We start from the raw sequence: 21773 nt of genomic DNA, 5'->3' as shown, positions 1-21773 counted from the left end.
GATCTGGCAGGGTAGCATGCCCTCGCCCCGCCTGTTCCCGTCTGTAGGAAAGAAACATCTGTCGCGTCCTGCAAAGCTGTTTTTACGATAAGTTCATGGAGTGAACGAATGGCGTCAATTCCATCGACCGATGATACCTTACTTGAGGTTCGTAATCTCAAAAAGTATTTCCCGATTAAAGGTGGCTTTTTGCGCCGCACCGTTGCCGAGGTACGGGCAGTTGATGATGTCAGTTTCACCATTAAACGAGGTGAAACGTTAGGGCTGGTCGGCGAGAGTGGGTGTGGAAAGACCACGACTGGTCGCACGATCCTCCGTCTGGAACGGGCAACCGCTGGCGAAGTTGTGTTTGAGGGTCAGGACGTCATGCGGGCCAGTGGTCGCACCTTGAAGGCCCTGCGGCGCGATATGCAAATTATCTTTCAAGACCCTTATGCCTCACTTGATCCCCGCATTACCATCGGGGAAAGTGTGGCCGAAGGGTTAGTGATCCACGGGATCGGAACGCCGGCCGAACGGCGTGAGCGGGTGCGCGAGGTGCTGGCAAAGGTCGGTTTGAGCGCCTCGCACATGACACGCTTCCCCCACGAATTTTCCGGTGGTCAACGGCAACGAATTGGGATTGCTCGCGCTTTGATCATGGAGCCGAAACTGATTGTTTGTGATGAGCCGGTTTCTGCTCTCGATGTGTCGATTCAGTCGCAGGTGCTCAATCTCCTGCGTTCGCTGCAACGCGAGTTTGGTTTGACCTATCTTTTCATTGCGCATAACCTGGCAGTGGTGGAACACATCTCAGATCGGGTCGGTGTGATGTATCTGGGCAAGATGGTCGAACTGGCAACCAGTGAGGAGCTGTTCCGGGAACCACTCCACCCGTATACCAAAGCGTTAATTTCGGCTATTCCCAATCCTAATCCGTTTGCCAAACGGGAACGGATTGTATTGCAGGGTGATGTTCCCAGTCCTATTAATCCACCAAGCGGCTGTCGTTTCCATCCACGTTGCTGGATTGCCCGGTCTATCTGCAAGGAACAGGAACCGGTCTTTGAAGAGAAACGCAAAGGGCATTGGGTAGCCTGCCATTTTGCCGGTCAGTTTTGATAAAATGAACCCCTTGCTGAGCTGATCAACCCTTCTCTGCACCAGCATAGTGTGCAGAAGGAAGTAATACCAGGCAAATATGAAACGGTTGTGAAGCCAACGTGCCATCGGTGAGCTGGTTGTCTGGAAGGCATGTGCAGTGAGTGGCTGATACCTTTCGCCTTCTTCCTGGCCCTCTGTTGCTCCTCTACCAGGAGCAACAGAGGGAAGTAGAAAGCGATGGATGACACACTAGTTGCACATTATCAGTACGCTCTGATGGATGATAAGAAACCCGCTCCTCGCGATCCAGCACGCCAGGAGCGGGTAGAATCACCTGGTGACACGTTGGTACAAGTTGATGGAAGGGATACCGCGTCGTTGCGCTCGTAAGCTCTACAATGTCCTGCTGAGGTCGCAATGATCCGCATGCTGCATCTGGCCGATCTGCATCTTGGGATAGAGAACTACGGTACTATCGACCCACGGCGTGGCCTACATTCGCGTCTGCTCGATTATCTTGAACGTCTTGATGAAGCGATCACCATTGGTCTAGATCACCAGATCGATATCTGTCTTATTGCTGGTGACGTATACAAAAATCGTTCTCCCAATCCGACGGTACAACGTGAGTTTGCCAGTCGCATTCGTCGTCTCCGCGAAGCAGGTGTCGCAGTTGTCATTTTGACCGGAAACCACGACATCTCACCGGCGCAAGGGCGTGCCCATTCGGTCGAAATCTTTGCGACGCTGGCGTTAGAAGGGATAACAGTAGCCGATCGCCTGCGGCTGCATCGGATTGATACTCGTCATGGGCAGATACAACTGATTGCTGTACCGTGGGTAACCCGTCAGATGTTGTTAACCCGTGAAGAGATGGCAGGTGCATCATTTGCATCGGTAGAATACGAATTACGACGGCGAATCGAACAGTTTATTGAACGTTCCGTTGAAGCGCTCGATCCTGATATTCCAACCGTTCTAGCCTTCCACGGTACTGTGGAAGGCGCCCAACTCGGTACCGAGCGGGCCATGATCCTGGGGCAAGACCTGAGCTTGCCCCGTTCGGTGTTGGCTCAACCTGGCGTTGATTACGTGGCGTTAGGTCATATCCATCGCCACCAGTGTCTTGGTGAACGGCCACCAATGGTCTATCCCGGTAGTATCGAGCGCGTCGATTTTGGCGAGCGTGATGATCCAAAAGGATGTGTCCTGGTTGAACTGGTACGCGGTCAGACACGCTGGCAATTCGTACCCCTGGCCGCCCGTCCATTTGTCAGTATCGAGCATGATCTGCGGCGGAGCAGTGATCCGGTGCACGCACTACGTACATTCATCGAGCGTCACGATCTGCGTGACGCCGTTGTGCGTGTCCAGGTTCGATTGTCACGGGAACAGGCAGCTTTGCTGAAGGAAGAACAGGTACGTGAGTGGTTGCGTGCTGCGCGGGCTGGGGTCATCGCTACAATTGTGTTCGATGTCGAACGACCCGCCCGCCAGCGCTTTGCCGGTGTTGCCGAGGAACTGAGCAACGGTCTGACACCGTTACGGGCGCTGGAGCTGTACCTTAAGAGCAAACAGGTACCACCAGAGCGGATTGAGCAGTTACTGGCAGCGGCAAATGAGCTTATTGATAACCGCGAGTAATCGTGGTAGCGCGGAGCATAGCAGATTCTAGGGATTGTGTCTGAATTCATATCTGCTCTGATTGCCACGCTGTGAAATCTCATCAGGCGAGTAAGGTTGAGAAGCCTTATATTCCTATCGCTCGACGGACGGGTGGGTGAACGAAGTGTCTTTGCCCACCCAATTTGATTGTCGCTTACAGTGTCTTGAAATACGTTTGCACAACGTCTAACGAGATTTGACTCAAACGATGGCGGTCAATATCAACCCCATAGCATTGGTCTCAACCGTAATGCGTATTGTCGATGCAAAGGATCATCATTTTGCTTCACTTATTAAAGAACCTCTCATACCCTCCTGTAATTCTCTCACGTTCATATCATCTTTCCTACGTATGATGGCAGTGGTAAGACAGTGGTGCGTTCATTCACTTATGATCACAGAAGTAAGGACAGAACCACTGTTCATTTCAATCTCATTGCAATCTCTGACAAAGGCAGGTGTCATCATGGTCGGAATTGGCGTCATTGGATATGGCTATTGGGGCCCCAATCTTGTCCGTAATTTCGCTCAGGTCACTGGCGCACGGGTAGTGGCTGTCTGTGATCAGCGCGCTGAACGACGGGCACTGGTCGAACAGGTGTATCCGTCGGTAAACACCTACGCTGATGTCAGCGAGATGCTCCGCAATCCGAAGGTAGATGCGGTAGCCGTAGCAACACCGGTCTCGTCACATTTTGAGTTGGCACTGATGGCATTGCAGGCCGGTAAGCATGTGCTGGTTGAGAAACCATTTACCGCTACCGTCGCTCAGGCTGAGCGATTAGTTGAAGAGGCTGAACGACGCCAATTAACGCTGATGGTTGATCATACGTTCATCTACACTAGTGCGGTGCGTAAGATTAAAGAACTGGTGGATAACGGTACACTCGGCACCCTCTACTACTACGATTCAGTGCGCGTCAATCTCGGGTTGTTCCAGAATGATGTGAATGTGCTCTGGGATCTGGCGGTGCATGATTTGTCGATTATGGATTATCTGGTCCAGTCGAGCCCGACCGTAGTCGCTGCGACTGGGATGGCGCATGTACCAGGAAAACCGGAAAACATGGCATATTTGACGTGTTATTTCCCCGATAACCTGATAGCTCATTTTCATGTGAACTGGATGGCGCCGGTCAAGATTCGTCAGACACTGATCGGCGGTTCGGAAAAGATGATCGTTTATGATGATATTGAAATGAGCGAGAAGGTTAAAGTCTACGACAAAGGCATTATTGTCAGTGAGAGTGAAGATGCGGTATATCAGCGCCATGTTGGCTACCGAACCGGTGATATGTGGGCGCCACGGCTCGACAATGTCGAGGCATTACGAATCGAAGCCGAGCATTTCGTTGATTGTGTACGAACTGGTCGGCGTCCGCTATCTGATGGTTACGCCGGTTTGCGCGTTATCCGCATTCTTGAAGCTGCTACGCAATCAATGGTCAATCGTGGACAGCCTGTTACGTTGTCGTGGTAACAACCAAGGCATGTAAGGGAGTATCACATGATCCCGTTTGTTGATTTGAAGGCCCAGTATCTTTCCATCAAAGAAGAGATAGATCGGGCAGTTCTTGACACCCTTGCCAGTACCCAATTTGTGTTGGGGAAAGAGGTTGCGGCGTTTGAAGCGTTGTTTGCTGTGTATACCCAGTGTCAGTACGCGATAGGCGTCAACTCAGGCACTAGTGCTCTTCATCTTGCGTTATTGGCTGTCGGCGTAGGTCGTGGCGATGAAGTAATCACCACCCCTCATACCTTCATTGCAACCGTCTCGGCCATAGATTACACTGGCGCCCGTCCGGTCTTTGTCGATATTGATCCAGTGAGCTTTACCATTGACCCGAAACAGATCGAAGCGGTGATCACACCGCGCACCAAAGCGATTATTCCGGTACATCTGTATGGTCAGCCTGCTGACATGGATCCAATTATGGCCATTGCTCGCAAATATGGGCTGGCTGTAATCGAAGATGCAGCTCAGGCGCACGGTGCTGAATACAAGGGACGACGTGTCGGTAGCATCGGTGATGTAGGCTGCTTTAGTTTTTATCCTGGCAAAAATCTGGGTGCGTATGGCGAAGGTGGGGCAGTGACCACCAACAATCCTGAACTGGCCCGTACCATCCGAATGTTGCGTGATTGGGGCGCCGAGCGACGCTATCATCACGATCTGAAAGGGTTTAACTACCGGATGGAGGGAGTACAGGGGGCAATTCTACGGGTAAAGATGAACTATATCGAACACTGGACTGAGCTGCGGCGGGCGGCAGCGGCGCGCTACGATGCAATGCTGGCGCCGATGGGTATTCGTACACCGGTCGCTCTTCCTGAGCGTCGTCATGTCTACCATATTTATGCGATTCGCGATCGGCAACGTGATTCACTCCAGGCCTATTTGAACGATCATGGGATAAGTACCGGTATTCATTACCCGATCCCGGTTCATCTCCAGAAGGCATTCGCTGAATTGGGCTATCGGCCTGGCGATTTTCCACAGGCCGAAGCGGCAGCAGCAGAGGTGCTTTCATTGCCCATGTTTCCTGAGTTGACTGTTGAACAACAGCAGGTTGTGGCCCAAGCATTACAGGGTTGGATGGCGCACGTCGCAGCAAAGAGCTGATAATCTTTCGGACCGTATTTCGTGAGATTGATGTTCCAGGATAAAAACAATGACAGCAAAACGGATTTTAGTAACCGGCGGTGCAGGTTTCATCGGTAGTGAGCTGGTAACACAACTGGCTACTGCCGGTCATCGAGTTATTGTGGTTGATAATCTGGTCAACGGGAAACGGGCGAATCTGGCCCATCTGGCCGGGGCCGATGTTGAGCTGGTAGAGGCTGATATTCGTGATCGTGACGTCATGGCTCGCTTGTTGCCTGGTGTTGAGATTGTCTACCATCTGGCCTGTCTGGGTGTCAGACACAGCCTTCACAATCCGTTCGAGAACCACGAGGTGAATGCAACCGGTACGCTGATCTTGCTTGATCTGGCTCGACGTGCCGATGTACCGCGTTTTGTCTATGTGTCGAGTTCGGAAGTGTACGGTACTGCCCGATGGGTTCCTATGACGGAAGAGCACCCGACCTACCCGATGACCGTGTACGGTGGTGGAAAACTGGCCGGTGAGTGCTATACTCGTGCCTTCTGGGAAAGTTACCGCTACCCCACAGTAGTAGTACGTCCGTTTAACAGCTTTGGGCCACGGAGTCACCACGAGGGCGATAGTGGTGAAGTCATTCCCAAGTTTATGTTACGGGCGATGGCTGGTAAGCCGATGGTGATCTTCGGCGATGGCTCGCAGACCCGCGATTTCACGTATGTGAGTGATACAGCGCGAGGTATCATCCTGGCTGGCATGGTAGATGCTGCGGTCGGCGGTACGTTTAATCTTGGGCAAGGGCGCGAAATTTCGATCAATGAACTGGCACGCACCATTGCAGCGGTTGTTGGTCGGCCCAATGCACCAATTACGCATGATGCCCCACGTCCGGGCGATGTTTTGCGGCTCTACGCCGACAGCACCCGAGCTCAGCACGTATTGGGTTTTGTACCAACTGTCTCGCTTCACGAAGGCCTACAGCGTTTACATGAATGGTATCTGGGATGCGGAGTTGCGATTGAGGATTTGCTGGCCGAAGAGCGGGTCTACAACTGGAAAAAAGAGGAGAAGGTTAGTCTATGACAACAACAGCAAAACGGCATATTCCCCTCACCAGACCGGTAATGGGAGCGCCTGAGGCTGAAGCAGCCCAACGTGTTATTCTGTCGGGATGGATTACACAGGGGCCGGAGGTTGCTTCCTTCGAGCAAGAGTTTGCTGCCTATACCGGTGCTGAATATGCTGTAGCTGTATCAAACTGCACGACGGCATTACATCTGGCTTTGCTGGTGGTAGGTGTTGGCCCAGGCGATGAAGTGATCACGGTCAGTCATTCCTATATTGCGACGGCGAACAGTGTACGCTACTGTGGGGCCGTGCCGGTTTTCGTCGATATTGATCCGATGACACACAACATGGATCCGACCCTGATTGAGGCGGCTATTACCCCAAAGACAAAAGCAATTTTAACGGTTCATCAGATGGGGATGCCAGCAGATCTCGAGCGGATCCTGGCTATTGCTGATGCTTACCATCTGCCGGTTATCGAAGATGCGGCATGCGCGATTGGCAGCGAGATATTATTCCATGGGCGCTGGGAACGGATTGGAAAGCCGCACGGTGTGATTGCGTGCTTCTCATTCCATCCGCGCAAGGTGCTCAGTACTGGCGATGGTGGCATGCTAACGACGAACAACCCGATGTATGCCGAGCAGTTCCGCTTGTTGCGTCAACACGGAATGAGCGTTAATGATCGCGTGCGCCATTTAGCCAATCAAGTGATTTTCGAGGAATACAACGTGATAGGCTATAACTACCGTATGACCGACATTCAGGCGGCTGTTGGGCGCGAGCAGTTGCGGCGTTTGCCCGAAATCATTGTAGCGCGTCGCCGGTTAGCCGAACGATATGCGCAGATGTTGAGTGCAATCCCAGGAATAGAGGTACCGGTAGAGCCGCCATATGCCCGCACGAACTGGCAAAGCTATCCGATCTACTTGCCGGAATGGTGTGACCAGCGTGCGGTCATGCAATACATGCTCGATCACGGTGTTGCCACCCGGCGCGGGATCATGTGTGCTCATCGCGAAAAACCGTATTGGCGTCAGGAGGGATACCATCTACCAAAATCGGAATATGCACAGGATCGTAGCATCTTGCTCCCATTCTACCCGCAGATGACACCTGACGAGCAAGAGTATGTTGTTGCAACCCTGGCAGCAGCCTGTGCATCTTGATTATCAAGGAGTTGGCAATGACTGCCAGTAATGATTCGCCATTGTTATCAGTTACCGTTCTGAATTACAATTATGCTCATTTTCTGAGCCATTGCCTCGATTCAATCTTGCAGCAGAGCTTTACCGACTTTGAGGTTATTCTGATCAATGATCGTTCGACCGATAACTCATTAGCGGTCATCAAGCCATATTTGCGTGATCCACGAATACGATTCGTTGACCATGCACAGAATCAAGGATTCGTTGCCTCGTTGATTGAAGGCATGCAATTATCACGCGGGAAGTATCTCAGTGTGATTTCTGCCGATGACTGGGTGGTTTCACCACACGCCTTTGCTCGGCAGATCGAAATTCTCGAACGCCACCCACAGGTGGTGATGGCGTTTAGTGCTTACGGGCTTTATGCCGATGAGCAAACACTTAGTTTTGTGAGTCGAGCGGCGCCCGCTAGTTACGTGCGTGATGGGCGATCAGTCTTTGCCGATTTCCTGCTAAAAGGGTATCCACAACACAGTGGCACGATGATCCGGAAGAGTGCGTATCAGGCGATTGGTGGCTACGATCCGAAGTTACGCTGGTCACTTGATGCACAGATGTGGCTGGGATTGTGTCATTTTGGCGACATTGCCTATATCGATGAGATGCTCTACGCATATCGTCGCCATCCATCGAGTATGTCGAAGGACCCAACAGCGTTACGCAACGCGATTATTGAACTATTTAACATTTTTGACTGGACGTTTGGCCTGATGCCGGAGACCGAACGACGCAAACAACAATGGCTGTACCGCAAAGCACGTCAGCGGGCACTGATCTCATTTGCAGCCGATGCAGTCTTCAGCGGGAATGTCAGGTTAGGCTGGCAGTTTTACAAAGTCGGCCTGCAAGTAAGTCCGTGGGAGACCCTATTCCAGAAAGGAACGCTGGCCATTGCGCTGCGGGCGTTGTTGGGTGCCAGGCTGTATGATCGTTTATTCCGTCGTGCAGCGTCAACGTCCTCCGGGCGTCCAGTGGTGTCAGCCTGAGTGAGGAGCATTATGAATTTGCGTGCCACTGTTACCCGTACTATCGATCAGCTCGGCAATCTGTTCCTCAGTCCACCATACGGTGGGTTTGGTTACTACCACAATCATGGGCCACGCACGCGACGGGCAGTAGCCTTTACCTTCGATGATGGGCCGAGTAAGCCTTGTACCGAATTGTTACTCGATACCCTGGGTGAACTCGGCATTAAAGCGACATTTTTCTGCGTTGGGTTGAGTGTGCAGTGGCATCCCGATGTGGTGCAGCGGGCATTTGCTGAGGGACACGTTATCGGCAACCACTCAATGATGCATAGCCGTAAAGCTGGCTTGATGCCGTGGGGCGGTGACCACATCGATGAAGCAACCACCGCTATCAAGCAGGTGATTGGTCGGCGACCGCGTCTCTATCGGCCACCATGGGGCTGGTTAACGCCATGGGAAGGGTGGCGTCTGCAGCAGCGCGGATATACAGTGATTGGGTGGGATATTTATCCTGATGATTGGAAAGTGCCAGAGGTGCCGGCTGAACAGTTGGTTGCCCAAATCAAGCCATTGATCAGACCCGGTTCGATTATTTTGATGCATGACTCGGTTTCTAACCAATTTCGGTGGGAAAAGACTGAGACAGCACGAGCAGTACGTTTATTGACACCATGGTTGCTTGATAAGGGTTATGAGATTGTGACAGTGCCAGAGTTGTTAGGCGTACCAGCATATCACGTATGACATGTGTCTGTTAGCTGTGGTGGAATGTCATATCTGTATGAAGATCTGCAAGCCGGAGCGCCATCAGGTTGGTGAAGATAGGTGTATGATAGGGGCCAGGAGATGTGTAGGCCAACCATTAGCGCTGTAATCTGTACCCGTAATCGTGGTAAAAGCATCTGTGCAGCAGTCGCAAGTGTTCTAGCGAACGATCATCCTGCGTTTGAACTCATTGTCATTGATCAAAGCACGGATACCGTAACAGCCACCGCATTGCAGCAGTTTAAGCATGATCGGCGTTTGCGTTACATTGCTACCCACACGAAGGGTTTGGGTATTGCGCGAAACATTGGGTTGCGACTGGCCCATGCACCTCTAGTAGCCTTCACTGATGATGATTGCCGGGTGCCGACCGATTGGTTACGGATTATCGAAGATGAGCTGCACCGTGAACCTCAGGCTGCCGTTCTTTTCTGCAACGTACTGGAAGGACCGCACGATGCCAATGCCGGCTTTATCCCAGGCTATCAACGTCGCCAAAAAGTGGTTGTCAAAACGTTCAGTGGCAAATGTCGAGCTCGTGGAATTGGGGCCGGTATGGCGGTTCGGCGTGAATTGGTGTTAGCACTGGGTGGATTCGATGAAGCGTTGGGGGCTGGTGGACGTTTTCCATCGGCAGAGGATGCCGACATTGCGGTACGTGCGATTGCTTATGGGTGGAGTGTGATCGAGACACCAGCCACGTATGTTATTCACGATGGTTTTCGTACCTGGCGTGAAGCACGTGAGCTGGCTGCACGCGATTGGGAAGGTTTAGGAGCAGCTTACATTAAGCCGTTACGCGCTGGTCACTGGCGGGCTGGCATTGTGTTTTTGTACGAATTACTGGTGCCAGCCCTGCTTGAACCATTGTTGCCATTGCTCCGATTACGGCGACCCCGTGGCTTAGGACGGTTCATAGCATTTCTTCGCGGCAGTTTACGTGGTCTGGCTCATCCGATGGATCGTGAATACATGGTTTATCAGGGGGTGGCGATCCATCCTATGGTGATAGAGCGGTCATTGTAACTGTTAAGGATGAGATACATGCTAGTGTCGATCATTATTCCCACCAAACAGCGTCCACAGCCATTGTACAGTGCGGTGCAAAGTGTTTTTCGGAGTACGTATCAACCATTTGAACTCTTTGTGGTTGATCAAAGCTCTGATGATTCAGGTGCTGTGCTTCTGGAATCATTTCGCAGCGACCCTCGCTTTCATTATCTCTCCAATCGGCGTTCGGGCTTTGGGGCGGCTAGCTCACGCAATCTTGAAATTGCAGCCGGTCATGGCGCGATTGTCGCGTTGATTGATGATGACGTTGAAGTTACGCCGAACTGGTTAGAACAAATTGTTGCTGAGTTTAGCGCCGATCCTGAACTTGATTTCATTGCCGGACGGTTGACAGCTTCGCCATGCGATTCTGCGCAAGGGTATACACTTTATGCCTGGCCTGGATTGTCACGATGGCACTTTTCCCTGCATGCTTCAGGCGCAAATTTCAGTATGCGTCGGCGTCTGTTTGACCGTGTTGGCGGCTATGATGAATTTTGCGGGCCCGGTAGCCGGTTACGAGCCTCTGATGATACCGATCTATGCTGGCGGATTGTGCGCAGCGGTGCCCGTTATAAGATTTGTCCGCATATTGAGGTTATTCATACCCACGGCTTTCGACCACGCGATAAAGCGGAAGCTCTCTTTGCGCGTTATCAGTATGGGAATGGCGGTAATTTTGGTCGCTTTACGCGACGTGGCGATCTCTTCGCGGGGGTATGGTTTCTAGCTCGCGAATTCAGGCATATAGTACGTGCACTAATAGCAGTGTTAGGCGGGGATCGGCGTGAGTGGCTCTATTCCAGACAGCGGTTACGAGGTTTATGGGATGGTTTTTGTTTGCCACCCAATGGGGGATTTGTCAGTGGTAGCCGATTACAGCAGATGGCACTTTCTCTGGCCTTTACCTCAAGCGACTGTAGTTATCCATGATCTAAGGACGGTGGATTGGGTTGATACAGGTTGATCGCAGAGCGCAAAATTGTTGAACTGTGCAATACAGTACAGATGGGTCTCTCGTGTATAGACAGGTGGTATACAGGTTTCTAGAGTGGTCATCATCACGGAGCAGAAACCACGGTTTCCGATTAGAGAGCATAGGAGTGAGTAAGTATATTTTTCAGGTACTTATGAAACCACCAACTATCAGCGTTGTTATTTGCACGAGCGATCGTGGAACACAAATCATCAGTGCGGTCGAAAGCATTCTTGCTAATGATCATCCGGCTTTTGAACTGATAGTCATTGATCAGAGTAGGGATACGGCCACTGGATGTGCGTTACAACGGTTTGCACAGGATCGACGTTTCCGCTACATTCCTGTTCGGTTTAACGGATGGGCGCGTGGTCACAATCTCGGATTGCGCATGGCGCGATCGCCAATTGTTGCGATAACCGACGATGATTGCGTGGTACCCCCCGATTGGTTGCACACGATTGAGCAAGAATTGCAGGCTGAGCCACAGGTTATGGTACTCTATTGCAATGTCTTGCCAGCTCCCCATGATCCCGATGCTGGGTTTGTGCCAGAGTTTCAGTGTTCTCAGCGTCTGGTCGTTCATACATTGCAAGATAAGTGGTATTTGCGTGGGATAGGGGCCGGGATGGCTGTTCGTCGCGACCAGGCACTGGCCATAGGTGGATTTGATGAAGCGCTAGGCCCTGGTGCTCGCTTTAAGTCGGCGGCAGATGTTGACATCGCGATACGGGCTATTTTGTTCGGTGGTTCTGTCGTAGGAACACCGGCGACGTATGTGATCCATTACGGTTTTCGCACTTGGGAAGAAGGCCGTCATTTGACAGCTCGCAATTGGGAGGGATTGGGTGCAACGTTTGTCAAGCCGTTGAAGGTTGGCTACTATCAGGCTGGGATTTTGATCTGGTACGAGTTGCGATTCGTTTTACTCGAACCGCTCCTGCCGCTCTTGAAATTGAAACGCCCTCACGGATTGGGACGATTTGTCGCGTTTACGCGCGGGGTGCTACGGGGATTAGTCCATCCGATAGATCGGAAGTCGCTGAAGTACAGAATTGAAAGTAGGTCTTAGGCCTCTCGTTGCGACGGTTCTCTTTTCGTATGGGAATAGGTTTCTCCCCCTCTATGCCTGTTACCGCACGAGTGGGGTAGGGTTCAAACCGCTCTGCCAGGGCATGAGTAATGATCGTTCCACACAATGCTGGGGCACAGAGCCGTTGCGCCTCTATCATGGTGTGGGATTGCTTCTCGCCGTCCACTCGCTCCTGTCAGGATGCAGGACGGATATTCGTATTGCCAGACCATCATTTGCAAAGAAACGTACAACGAAACTGTCAGCCGGTGAGATTGTTTTATTTAGCATTCGTTCATATCGCACGGGTAATGTGCATGTGGAATAATGATAGAGGGGATCGGTCATGTCGTCACGATCGCTAACTAATGTTGTGAGTGACATTCTGGCCGTGTTACGGGCACGCTGGTATTTGCGTAGTGCTGAATTAGGGCCGCGAGTCCGTTTGTGGGGGCGTCCCGTCGTTCATAATGATGGTCGGTTGATTATCGGTGAGCGGGTACGGCTCGTTTCGACGATTGTCCCGCTTGAGTTGGCGGTCGGGCATGGCGCTCGGCTGGAGATTGGGCCGGGAACGTTCATCAACTATGGTTGTTCCATTGCTGCAACCGAGCTGGTACAAATCGGCCCACGTTGTAATATCGGTACCTATGTCATGATTATGGATAACGATTTTCATCGTCTTGAACCGGAGCGGCGTCAGGAACGACCACCATCAGCACCGATAGTCCTAGAAGAGAATGTCTGGCTAGGTGGGCGGGTGACCGTTCTGAGTGGCGTTACCATTGGCAGTGGCAGTGTAGTTGGAGCCGGAAGTGTAGTAACCAAGAGTATTCCGCCGCGTACCCTGGCTGCCGGGGTACCGGCACGGGTCATTAAGCCATTGTAAGCGTATGAGTGATAAGCGATCTTTGTCTGTCAGCATTGTCATCCCAACGTATAACCGCCTGCCCCGCTTGCAGCGGGTGTTAGCGGCGCTGTCGGCACAACAGTATCCGTTGGATCAGTTTGAAGTGATTGTCGTCTCCGATGGCTCGACTGACGGGACGGCTGAGTATTTTCAGCAAGCTCGGTTTCCATTCGAGCTAACGTTTATCCAACAGCCCAATGCCGGGCCAGCAGCGGCGCGTAATCGTGGCGTAGCGGCGGCACGGAGCACAATGATTTTGTTTCTTGATGATGATGTTGTACCGGTACCTCATCTGGTGAGCGAACACCTTCGTTTGCATGCGGAACGGTCGTGCCGGGTCGTACTTGGGACGATGTTGACACCACCCGATGCTCAACTCTCGCCCTGGGTAGCCTGGGAGCAGGCAATGCTCGAAAAGCAATATCAGGCTATGACTGATGGTATCTGGCCGGCAACCGCTCGCCAGTTTTATACCGGTAATACATCATTGGCCCGTCAACTCGTCCTGGATGCGGGTGGTTTTGATGAGCGGTTTCGCCGTGCGGAAGATATTGAGCTGGCGTATCGGTTAGCTAAACTGGGTGTTGAGTTTGTCTTCGCACCGCAGGCTGCCGGTTATCACTACGCTGAGCGTAGTTTTGCTTCGTGGCTGACTACTCCTTACATTTACGGGCGTAACGATATTATCTTTGGCCGTGAGCAGCAGGTTGATCTGATAGGGTTTGTCCGTCGTGAGTTTGCGCAGCGGAATCGTCTGACCCGCTGGTTAGTTTGGACATTACTTGACCGTCCGCGGGCCAGCGCTGCGGCGCTAGTGCTCATGCCTAAGATTGCCCTGGTAGCTCATCGTTTACTTGGTGAGCGAGGTAGCCGACCGATTTACAGTGCCATCTTCAATCTTCGTTACTACCAAGGGGTGGCCGATGAATTGGGTGGACGAGATCACTTTCTGCGACCAGAGCATACTGTGAAGGCGGCTCATACTTGAGGGAGGTTTTCATGCTTGAACTCTTTTTGCAAGATGCCCGGCGTTGGGTTGTACCCGGCCAGATCAGCACGGCGCCGTTGAGCTTACGCCAGATTTTAGGCTTGCTCTTCCGTCACCTGCCGCTACGGGCAATGCTCTGGTTTCGTTTTGGCTCGTGGTGTAAGCAGCGCGGCATTCCCTTTATTCCCGGCTATGTACAACGACGGCTTTACCGCCGCTACGGGCTGGAAATTGTGGTAGGCGCCGATATTGGTGGTGGCCTGTATATTGCGCATCCAATTGGTACAGTGGTAGCACCCCAACGGATAGGTCGCAATTGTACGATTGTGGCCGCAGTGACAATTGGTATGCGTAATGAATGGGAATTTCCCATTATTGGCGATGAAGTTTTTATTGGCGCTGGCGCCCGCGTTTTAGGAGGAATTACCGTTGGTGATCGCGCACGGATCGGCGCCAATGCCGTTGTGACTCGTGATGTGCCACCTGGGGCGACAGTGGTCGGAATTCCGGCACGGGTAGTAAAGAAGGATGGAACCGAATCAAGCGCTGAGCAACTCTCCATCGCTCATCAAACGGCAGACAGTAATATGCAGGAGCCTGTGTCGCAGATAGAAGGAACTTCTTAAGTTAAGGAATAGTGATATGATCCGAGGTCTCTTTATCCTCGAACAGCATCTCGGACATCAGACATACGCGACGAATCTTCGTTGGGGCCTGGCGCAGCAGACAAAGATTGTGCCTGAATGGGCAGCAATTACATATGAAGCCTGTGGCTGGCTTGAGAAGATACCGTTACCGGCCAGGATACGGGGGGCACTGCGCGGACGATGCCAGGTGCGCACGATCCTTCGTCGAGCCAGGTATGATGTCGCCCTCTTCAATACACAGGTGCCAGCGGTGCTAGCGGGAAACATTGTTCAGCAGCGACCGTATCTGATTGCAACCGACATTACGCCGCGCCAGTATGATGCAATGGCGGCGTTTTATCAACACCACGCCGACCGGCCCGGTCTTGTGTCAACCATCAAACATCGGTTGAATGTCCGTTTGTTTCAGCGGGCAGCTTGGGTACTACCCTGGTCACATTGGGTTCGCGAATCGCTGATTCACGAGTATCATGTAAACCCCGAACGGATTCGCGTCATCCCGCCTGGACTCAATCTGTCGCAATGGCGGCCACGTGATGAGCGCACCGATGGCCCATTTCGTATTCTATTCGTTGGCGGCGATTTTGTGCGTAAAGGTGGTACGACACTCCTGGCCGCATTACAGCAACTGAAAACACCGGTCGAAGTTCACATTGTGACGCGCAGTGCCGTCGAGCCGACAACCGATGTCTATGTGTATCGTGATCTCACCCCTAATGCACCGCGCCTGATCGAATTATACCGGCAGGCCGATGTGTTTGTCTTTCCAACGCAAGCCGAAGCGTTCGGGATCGCTGCACTTGAAGCCATTGCCTGTGGGGTACCGGTGATCACTACGTCGGTGGGAGGTCTGACCGATATTGTGCAGGATGGGATTAATGGTTTTTTGGTACCGCCCAATGATCCGGAGGCGCTGGCCTCACACTTGCAACTCTTGATCGACCGACCGGAGACAAGGTGGCACATGGCGCGGGAAGCGCGGTTGCATGCAGAACGTCATTTTGACGCGATCAAGAATGCAGACTTTATTGCCGATCTGATGGTACAGACAGTTGAGCAGATCGGTTTGTCTCAGCCGGCGTATCGTCAGGTGCAATCGTGAGCGGCATGCCGGTACATCTGTTTGCTGCGCTAGCTTGCCTGCCGATTCAGGGTGACCGCGAAGGGAGAGACCTCCTCCTACCGTACCGCTTTGGAGGCAGACCGTTCCGGGGTCGGGATTACAGATGGTGTGTTTTCCAGAATGGACTGCCTGGATTGCGGCAGTGATACCGGTAACGAAAAGCTTACCGTGGTACCTTGACCGGGGGTACTGGTAGCCCAGATTTGCCCGCCATGTGCTTCCACCAATCGGCGGGCGATGGCTAAGCCCAGACCAGCTCCACCGCTGCTTCGACTGCGCGCTCTGTCAACCCGATAGAATCGTTCAAAGATGTACGGAAGATCTGCCGGATCGATGCCGGTACCGGTATCACGGACTGTAAAGCAGATACCGTTTTGATCACGGTGAGCGCTCACCACTACTTCACCACCAGTCGGAGTATGGCGCAGGGCATTGCCGATCAAGTTCCCCAACACCTGTGTAATCCGCTGCGGATCGACTTCGATGTCTGGCAGATGATCTTCAACGACGCTACTCAATTGTACTTCACGCTCAGTCGCCAGGGGGGAGAAGGAGCGCACTGCCTCGTTCACCAGCATAGCCGGTGATACTACTTCTCGATACAGCGGAAGTTGACCGGCATCGGCCAGAGCAAGTAAATGGAGATCGTTGATTAGCCGTTCGAGCAGGGCCACTTCGCTCAAGAGGGCTTCGATCTGTTCAGCATCTGCTTCATAGATACCATCCTGGATTCCTTCCAGGCGACCTTTAATGATTGAGAGCGGGGTACGCAGCTCGTGTGCAATATCGGCAGTAAGTTGGCGACGTTGTTGATCGGCGCGTTGCAATGCTTCGGCCATGCGGTTAAAACTATCGGCCAGTTCTGCCAGTTCGCGGACATTGGCCGGTTGAACACGACTCGAGTGATCACCACCGGCAATAGCCTGGGCGGCGCTGCTGATGTGGCGCAGGGGAGCACTGATCTGCCGGGAAAAGATCGTTGCCAACACTAATAAGACGGCCGTCAGGCCGAGACCAGCGCTTAGAATGCCCAACACCAGCGGACGTTGATTGAACGCACCAACCGGAAATGCTTCTTCGGTGTCAACTACCGAGATCACCAGCGTACCAACGTGTTGCCCTTCAACGACGATGGGAATGCGCCGCACGGCTTCGTTGCCGCCACGAGGTTCAAGCAGTCGGCGGCGACCGGCTACAACGCGCCCTCGCTCGTCGAGGAGCGATGCTGTACCTTTGATCCCGCCAAATGTCTGTGGCAACGGCCCCAGCCGTCGTTCGACATGACGCCACGAACCGTTTTGCCGGTAATAGGCAGCGAGGCGATCCACTTCGGCACGAGCAGCCTGTTCGGCCTCTATCCAGCGGAGACGTTCCGGATCACTTTGCCGCACGACTAACCAGAATGCAAGCACCATGCCACCGATCCCCAGGATGATGACCAGGATAAAGGCGGTGAGCATAAGATTGAAGATACGTGGCATCTTCTTCGAGCGCTGGTTGGTAGTGACCAACGTTGTCTCTTGCTGAAGGGTGCCTGGCCGTTCATCCGTTGCTGGCATAGTTCCCTCACTCTGGCTCCTATTCGCGATCGGCAAACTTATATCCTACGCCGTAGACAGTCAAAATGAAGCGCGGTGGAGCGTCTGGATCAGGTTCGATCTTCCGGCGCAAGTTTTTAATATGAGCATCAATAGTACGGTCAAAACCGGTATAGCTGGTATTGTAGAGCTGATCGAGGAGTTGGGCACGTGTGAATGGACGTCCCGGTGCACTGGCCAGGATTGCAAGGAGGTCGAATTCAGTTGCAGTCAGATCAATAGTCTCCTGCCCACGCCTGACTATGCGGCGTTCGAGATCGATGATCAGCTCGCCAGTGTTGATGATTCTGGTCGGTTGCAGTGCACCTTCGCTCCGGCGTAACACGGCTCTGACGCGAGCCACCAGTTCACGTGGACTAAATGGTTTAGTAATGTAGTCATCGGCGCCCAACTCTAACCCGATCAAACGGTCGGTCTCTTCAACGCGGGCTGTGAGCATGATGATCGGAACGTGTGCAGTGAGCGTATCCTGGCGCAGTATTCGCGTGATGTCAAGACCATCCATACCGGGGAGCATGAGATCGAGCACGATCAAAGCCGGTTGTTCCTGCCGGGCTAAACGAAGGGCAGTTGGTCCGTCGCCAGCACTAATAACCTGAAATCCGGCACGTTCGAGGTAGTCGCGGGCAATCTTGACAATGCCAGGTTCATCATCAACTACAAGGATGGTACGCGCCATAGGTCACTCTTTTCTACGCTACCGCGTTCATCGCTTGTCTTTCACCGGATGTACCCAGCACATCCGAGTAAGAGTATTGTACTCCGGCCAAAGGTAGATTGGGTTGGGTAGGTGGCAGATGATGCGTACTCGCCAAGACTGAAAGTGATGATGTCCTTTCGACGACTGCCTCCGGCAAGAGTGTATACAACCTGTGTTAACGTTATCTTCGGGGCACGGCATGCCGTGCCCCGAAGCACCGTCGTCTTCCTGGTAGTTATCCTGTTAGATTGCTGATCAACGGGCAGTGGCACCATGGAAGACTTGCCACTATTCTACCCGTGGATCATGACCGGCTGGTGTGAGTGGTGGTTGTGGGGTTGTTGGTGGATTGGTTGACGGAGGTTGGTTCCTGCGCTGACGGAAAATCTTGAAGCCTAGCCATATGAGTAGTGCTAATGCTGCCAGTTTGAGCAGGCCATCGATAAACCTTATCAACCCACCAAACCAGTCTCGACCACCCATCACACCAAAGCCGTGTCCCCTGATACCGGGGTTCATCCATCCACCATGATCACGCCATGCCGGTGGTGCAACCTGCCCACGATCACCGCGTCCACGTCCTGGCGGCATAGCCTGACCTGGTCCTCCACGTTCACCCCAACCGGGAGGCGCGACTTGTGGTGGGTTCGACCAGCCGGGCATTGTCCACATACGCCATGCCGACTGCTGGCTTACTGCCATGCTCCCGAATGCGACGATCAGTGCCATGAGTGAGACGCCAAGCGCTATCCAGGCTGGCCAGTTTGTTCGTTGTTGTTCCATCGTCCGTACTCCCTGGTTTATGATGATGTTACCTTCACTATCAGGATAGTTGGTAATTGTGAAGATATTGTGAAGGGATAGTGGATACTTTTCGATGCTGGTTGCTATCGGTATTATCGGTAGGAGCACGACGTTGCCTGGGGTGTGGACGAAGTGCCGCCTGCCCCTACCCATTTCGGATTGGGGGGATGATGTGTTCAGAGGCACACCGAGCGAATAATAAAGGTTTCGTTCAAAATTGCATCGAGCCGTTCGAGCAAGATAGTCAGTGCCGGACGGTCGAACGTTAATGGTGGCCGAATTTTCAGAACGTTATCGTAGGGGCCTTCGGTACCGATCAGGATGCGTTCGGCGCGTAATCGCTCTTTCACATACTTTGCCGCAGCCGAAGCTGGTGTTAGCGTTTCGCGGTTGGTTACCAGCTCGACGCCGATAAACAAGCCCATTCCTCGTACATCACCGATGATCAGGTGTCGTTGCTGGAGTTCGCGGAGACCGGCCAGCAGTTCGCTGCCGATCTGCGCTGCATGTGCCATCAATCGTTCTTCATCGACGATTCGTAGTACTTCTCGTCCAATCACGCACGAGAGGGTGCTGCCACCAAATGTTGAGAAGAATTCAAGACCGTTACCAAAAGCACGGGCGATTTCGGCTGTGGTAATAACGGCACCGATGGGATGGCCGTTCCCAAGCGGTTTGCCTAATACAACAATGTCGGGTACCACGTTCTGGCTCTCAAATGCCCAGTAGTAATGACCCAAGCGCCCTAACCCTGTCTGCACTTCGTCGGCAATACAGACGCCACCAGCAGCGCGCACTCGACGGTACACTGCCGCCAGGTAGCCAGGTGGTGGAATGATTTGCCCGGCTACGCTGGGGAAAGTTTCGGCGATAAAACCGGCCAGGCGTCGCCCACGATCAGCGATACGCGCTAATGCCTGATCAACCTCGGCAGCGTACCGCTCACTATCGGCACCGTAAGGGCCACGGTAGGGATCGGGGGCCGTTATCACTTCAACCCAATCGGGTTTACCACTACCGGCGGGATGGTTGAATTTGTAGGCCGAAATGTCAATCGCACCGGTTGTATGACCATGATAGCCGTGGTCGATTGTAATCATATCTCGCGCACCGGTGTAGGTGCGGGCCAGACGGAGTGCCAGTTCGTTTGCTTCTGAGCCAGAATTGACAAAGAAGCACACACTCAACGCTGGTGGGAGTTTGGCGAGAAGTTCGTGAGCGAACGCGATTTGGGCGGGATGCAGGTAGCGCGTATTAGTGTTGAGCATTTGCATCTGTTGAGCGACAACTGCCTGAAGTCGGGGATGGGCATGACCGACATGCGGAACATTGTTGTAGGCATCAAGGTACGTATGACCCAGCTCGTCGAACAGATAGTGTCGCCAGCCGCGGAAAAATGTGCAAGGTTCGGTGTAGCTAAGACGCAAATTACCGGCAAAGTGCTGGCGTCGTTCACGCAGCAGGTTGGTTTGGTCAAGCGGTTGGTATGCGACATACGCAGCGGGCAAGTTGAGGAGTGGTGCCGGATTTGGACAGACTGCCCGCCACCATTCCCATTCGGCAGGTGCAGCTACGCCAGGCCAGCTTCCGGCTACGGCGCGCAGATCGAGAATAAGCTGGAAGTGAAGGTGAGGCTGCCAGCCACCGTTGTTTGTGTTATTGCCCAGTGCGGCAAAGAGCTGTCCGGCTTCTATTGCTGAGCCTGGCCGGATATGATGAGTGCTGAGCGGATCGAGATGCCCGTAAAGGGTATAAAAACGATTTCCGTGAGGTGTCTGGTGTTCCAATACCACCATCCCGCCGAAGTCGAGCGGTGTGTTGAAATGCTCGATAGCTACCACAACCCCGCGCAAAGGTGCACAAACCGGTGTACCGGCTGGTGCGAAGAGGTCAACGCCGAGATGAATGGTGCGGCGTTCAGCCAGTGGCTGGTAATCAGTAAAAAAGGCTGCATCAGTATAGATTAAACGTGGTTCGCCGTAACGCCCGATGTGAACGGTATCCGGTGATGAGTCAGTCAATGCGTTCGCTTCAGCTTTTGTCAGCATGAAGGGGTCTTGCGGGAGTGGTCGTTCTGCGACAGCCAGGCAGACGAGCGGCGCATGAGTTAGATCGTGGCCCAGCACTGGGGCAAAATGACCACTTTCTGCCTCCAGCCATGCCAATACTTGCTCTGCTGCATCACTGATTGGTAGATGACAGGCGGCACGTAGTCGTGCAGCAACCAGATCAGCCTCCGTCTTAGCCGTTGCCGTCAATAAACGCCAGGCCGCAGCTTCCGAGATCGTAACGTAGGGATCGTCTGGTCGTTGCTGTTTCATTAGCGCCGCATTGATAACACTTACGGCCAGTCGTGTTCGTACCAGCGGCCAGAGCAGATCGATCTCGGTCGCAGTCAACGGCCATTCGGCGTGGTAGCCGGTGATAAGTTCACTCAGCGCACGGATTGGATCAGACTGATCGAGCACAGCATACGCCGCTGCAATAGCAAGTTCGCAGATACGGGGGGCAGCGCATAAATCGCCAAAGTCGAGAATACCACTAA

The 21773-nt window shown here is 53.1% G+C and carries 20 protein-coding genes; 16 read left to right on the top strand and 4 right to left on the bottom strand.

Translation table 11 applies throughout. The features are described 5' to 3' along the window. The first annotated feature begins 108 nt into the window (after positions 1 to 108). The 16 genes from JE47_RS0107175 (at position 109) to JE47_RS0107100 (ending at position 16105) form a co-directional block, all read left to right on the top strand. Positions 109 to 1101, top strand: a complete 993-nt coding sequence (locus tag JE47_RS0107175; RefSeq protein ID WP_031459103.1) for an ABC transporter ATP-binding protein — start codon at positions 109 to 111, stop codon at positions 1099 to 1101. Positions 1102 to 1320: 219 nt separating this feature from the next. Further along, entirely contained in the window at positions 1321 to 1473 is a 153-nt protein-coding gene (locus JE47_RS21770) for a hypothetical protein (RefSeq protein ID WP_160173278.1), read from the top strand. Positions 1474 to 1500: 27 nt separating this feature from the next. Beyond that, positions 1501 to 2727 (top strand): metallophosphoesterase family protein, encoded by a 1227-nt coding sequence (locus JE47_RS0107165; RefSeq protein ID WP_031459102.1) that lies wholly within the window; start codon positions 1501 to 1503, stop codon positions 2725 to 2727. Positions 2728 to 3214: 487 nt separating this feature from the next. After that, complete coding sequence (locus tag JE47_RS0107160) at positions 3215 to 4228, top strand: Gfo/Idh/MocA family protein (protein ID WP_031459101.1); 1014 nt, start codon at positions 3215 to 3217, stop codon at positions 4226 to 4228. Between the two features lie 27 nt (positions 4229 to 4255). Next, entirely contained in the window at positions 4256 to 5371 is a 1116-nt protein-coding gene (locus tag JE47_RS0107155) for a DegT/DnrJ/EryC1/StrS family aminotransferase (RefSeq protein WP_031459100.1), read from the top strand. A gap of 49 nt (positions 5372 to 5420) precedes the next feature. Next, complete coding sequence (locus tag JE47_RS0107150) at positions 5421 to 6434, top strand: SDR family NAD(P)-dependent oxidoreductase (RefSeq protein ID WP_031459099.1); 1014 nt, start codon at positions 5421 to 5423, stop codon at positions 6432 to 6434. Beyond that, positions 6431 to 7588, top strand: coding sequence for a DegT/DnrJ/EryC1/StrS family aminotransferase (locus JE47_RS0107145; protein ID WP_031459098.1), 1158 nt, complete (start codon positions 6431 to 6433; stop codon positions 7586 to 7588). The genes JE47_RS0107150 and JE47_RS0107145 overlap by 4 nt, the downstream gene beginning before the upstream one ends. 17 nt (positions 7589 to 7605) lie before the next feature. Continuing rightward, positions 7606 to 8613, top strand: coding sequence for a glycosyltransferase family 2 protein (locus tag JE47_RS0107140; RefSeq protein WP_031459097.1), 1008 nt, complete (start codon positions 7606 to 7608; stop codon positions 8611 to 8613). A gap of 12 nt (positions 8614 to 8625) precedes the next feature. Then, positions 8626 to 9339: a polysaccharide deacetylase family protein gene (locus tag JE47_RS0107135; RefSeq protein ID WP_031459096.1), complete on the top strand. Its 714-nt coding sequence runs from the start codon at positions 8626 to 8628 to the stop codon at positions 9337 to 9339. A 102-nt stretch (positions 9340 to 9441) separates the two neighbouring features. Continuing rightward, a complete protein-coding gene (locus JE47_RS0107130; RefSeq protein ID WP_031459095.1) occupies positions 9442 to 10386 on the top strand; it encodes a glycosyltransferase family 2 protein in 945 nt (314 codons plus the stop codon). An 18-nt stretch (positions 10387 to 10404) separates the two neighbouring features. After that, complete coding sequence (locus tag JE47_RS0107125) at positions 10405 to 11343, top strand: glycosyltransferase family 2 protein (RefSeq protein ID WP_031459094.1); 939 nt, start codon at positions 10405 to 10407, stop codon at positions 11341 to 11343. A 197-nt stretch (positions 11344 to 11540) separates the two neighbouring features. Next, entirely contained in the window at positions 11541 to 12458 is a 918-nt protein-coding gene (locus JE47_RS0107120) for a glycosyltransferase family 2 protein (protein ID WP_031459093.1), read from the top strand. A gap of 346 nt (positions 12459 to 12804) precedes the next feature. Beyond that, on the top strand, positions 12805 to 13347 hold the full coding sequence (locus JE47_RS0107115; RefSeq protein WP_031459092.1) for an acyltransferase: 543 nt from the start codon (positions 12805 to 12807) through the stop codon (positions 13345 to 13347). Positions 13348 to 13351: 4 nt separating this feature from the next. After that, entirely contained in the window at positions 13352 to 14356 is a 1005-nt protein-coding gene (gene epsD / locus JE47_RS0107110) for an exopolysaccharide biosynthesis glycosyltransferase EpsD (RefSeq protein ID WP_031459091.1), read from the top strand. Between the two features lie 11 nt (positions 14357 to 14367). After that, positions 14368 to 14982 carry a serine O-acetyltransferase gene (locus JE47_RS0107105; protein WP_051871090.1) on the top strand — a complete coding sequence of 205 codons (615 nt, stop codon included), beginning with the start codon at positions 14368 to 14370 and terminating at the stop codon, positions 14980 to 14982. 16 nt (positions 14983 to 14998) lie between these two features. Beyond that, the gene (locus JE47_RS0107100) at positions 14999 to 16105 is read left to right on the top strand and encodes a glycosyltransferase family 4 protein (RefSeq protein WP_035419149.1); all 1107 of its coding nucleotides are present in this window, start codon (positions 14999 to 15001) and stop codon (positions 16103 to 16105) included. Positions 16106 to 16182: 77 nt separating this feature from the next. Here JE47_RS0107100 and JE47_RS0107095 read toward each other — a convergent pair whose 3' ends face one another. The 4 genes from JE47_RS0107095 to JE47_RS0107080 form a co-directional block, all read right to left on the bottom strand. After that, complete coding sequence (locus JE47_RS0107095; protein WP_236631160.1) at positions 16183 to 17685, bottom strand: sensor histidine kinase; 1503 nt, start codon at positions 17683 to 17685, stop codon at positions 16183 to 16185. Between the two features lie 19 nt (positions 17686 to 17704). Continuing rightward, on the bottom strand, positions 17705 to 18403 hold the full coding sequence (locus tag JE47_RS0107090) for a response regulator transcription factor (protein ID WP_031459087.1): 699 nt from the start codon (positions 18401 to 18403) through the stop codon (positions 17705 to 17707). A gap of 309 nt (positions 18404 to 18712) precedes the next feature. Continuing rightward, a complete protein-coding gene (locus JE47_RS0107085) occupies positions 18713 to 19207 on the bottom strand; it encodes a hypothetical protein (protein ID WP_031459086.1) in 495 nt (164 codons plus the stop codon). A gap of 197 nt (positions 19208 to 19404) precedes the next feature. Then, positions 19405 to 21773, bottom strand: a 2369-nt coding sequence (locus tag JE47_RS0107080; RefSeq protein WP_031459085.1) for an aminotransferase class III-fold pyridoxal phosphate-dependent enzyme, incomplete at its 5' end; no start/stop codon positions are given.

This window comes from Chloroflexus sp. MS-G (assembly GCF_000735195.1).
Classification (GTDB): Bacteria; Chloroflexota; Chloroflexia; order Chloroflexales; family Chloroflexaceae; genus Chloroflexus.
The sequence above is the reverse complement of the archived record's forward strand: the minus strand, read 5'-3'. Positions and strand labels throughout refer to the sequence as shown.

What these genes read in the sequence shown, in the direction of transcription:
- JE47_RS0107175 (WP_031459103.1), top strand. Translation starts at nt 109, where the DNA reads ATGGCGTCAATTCCATCGACCGATGATACCTTACTTGAGGTTCGTAAT.
- JE47_RS21770 (WP_160173278.1), top strand. Translation starts at nt 1,321, where the DNA reads ATGGATGACACACTAGTTGCACATTATCAGTACGCTCTGATGGATGAT.
- JE47_RS0107165 (WP_031459102.1), top strand. Translation starts at nt 1,501, where the DNA reads ATGATCCGCATGCTGCATCTGGCCGATCTGCATCTTGGGATAGAGAAC.
- JE47_RS0107160 (WP_031459101.1), top strand. Translation starts at nt 3,215, where the DNA reads ATGGTCGGAATTGGCGTCATTGGATATGGCTATTGGGGCCCCAATCTT.
- JE47_RS0107155 (WP_031459100.1), top strand. Translation starts at nt 4,256, where the DNA reads ATGATCCCGTTTGTTGATTTGAAGGCCCAGTATCTTTCCATCAAAGAA.
- JE47_RS0107150 (WP_031459099.1), top strand. Translation starts at nt 5,421, where the DNA reads ATGACAGCAAAACGGATTTTAGTAACCGGCGGTGCAGGTTTCATCGGT.
- JE47_RS0107145 (WP_031459098.1), top strand. Translation starts at nt 6,431, where the DNA reads ATGACAACAACAGCAAAACGGCATATTCCCCTCACCAGACCGGTAATG.
- JE47_RS0107140 (WP_031459097.1), top strand. Translation starts at nt 7,606, where the DNA reads ATGACTGCCAGTAATGATTCGCCATTGTTATCAGTTACCGTTCTGAAT.
- JE47_RS0107135 (WP_031459096.1), top strand. Translation starts at nt 8,626, where the DNA reads ATGAATTTGCGTGCCACTGTTACCCGTACTATCGATCAGCTCGGCAAT.
- JE47_RS0107130 (WP_031459095.1), top strand. Translation starts at nt 9,442, where the DNA reads ATGTGTAGGCCAACCATTAGCGCTGTAATCTGTACCCGTAATCGTGGT.
- JE47_RS0107125 (WP_031459094.1), top strand. Translation starts at nt 10,405, where the DNA reads ATGCTAGTGTCGATCATTATTCCCACCAAACAGCGTCCACAGCCATTG.
- JE47_RS0107120 (WP_031459093.1), top strand. Translation starts at nt 11,541, where the DNA reads ATGAAACCACCAACTATCAGCGTTGTTATTTGCACGAGCGATCGTGGA.
- JE47_RS0107115 (WP_031459092.1), top strand. Translation starts at nt 12,805, where the DNA reads ATGTCGTCACGATCGCTAACTAATGTTGTGAGTGACATTCTGGCCGTG.
- epsD (WP_031459091.1), top strand. Translation starts at nt 13,352, where the DNA reads ATGAGTGATAAGCGATCTTTGTCTGTCAGCATTGTCATCCCAACGTAT.
- JE47_RS0107105 (WP_051871090.1), top strand. Translation starts at nt 14,368, where the DNA reads ATGCTTGAACTCTTTTTGCAAGATGCCCGGCGTTGGGTTGTACCCGGC.
- JE47_RS0107100 (WP_035419149.1), top strand. Translation starts at nt 14,999, where the DNA reads ATGATCCGAGGTCTCTTTATCCTCGAACAGCATCTCGGACATCAGACA.
- JE47_RS0107095 (WP_236631160.1), bottom strand. Translation starts at nt 17,685, where the DNA reads ATGCCAGCAACGGATGAACGGCCAGGCACCCTTCAGCAAGAGACAACG.
- JE47_RS0107090 (WP_031459087.1), bottom strand. Translation starts at nt 18,403, where the DNA reads ATGGCGCGTACCATCCTTGTAGTTGATGATGAACCTGGCATTGTCAAG.
- JE47_RS0107085 (WP_031459086.1), bottom strand. Translation starts at nt 19,207, where the DNA reads ATGGAACAACAACGAACAAACTGGCCAGCCTGGATAGCGCTTGGCGTC.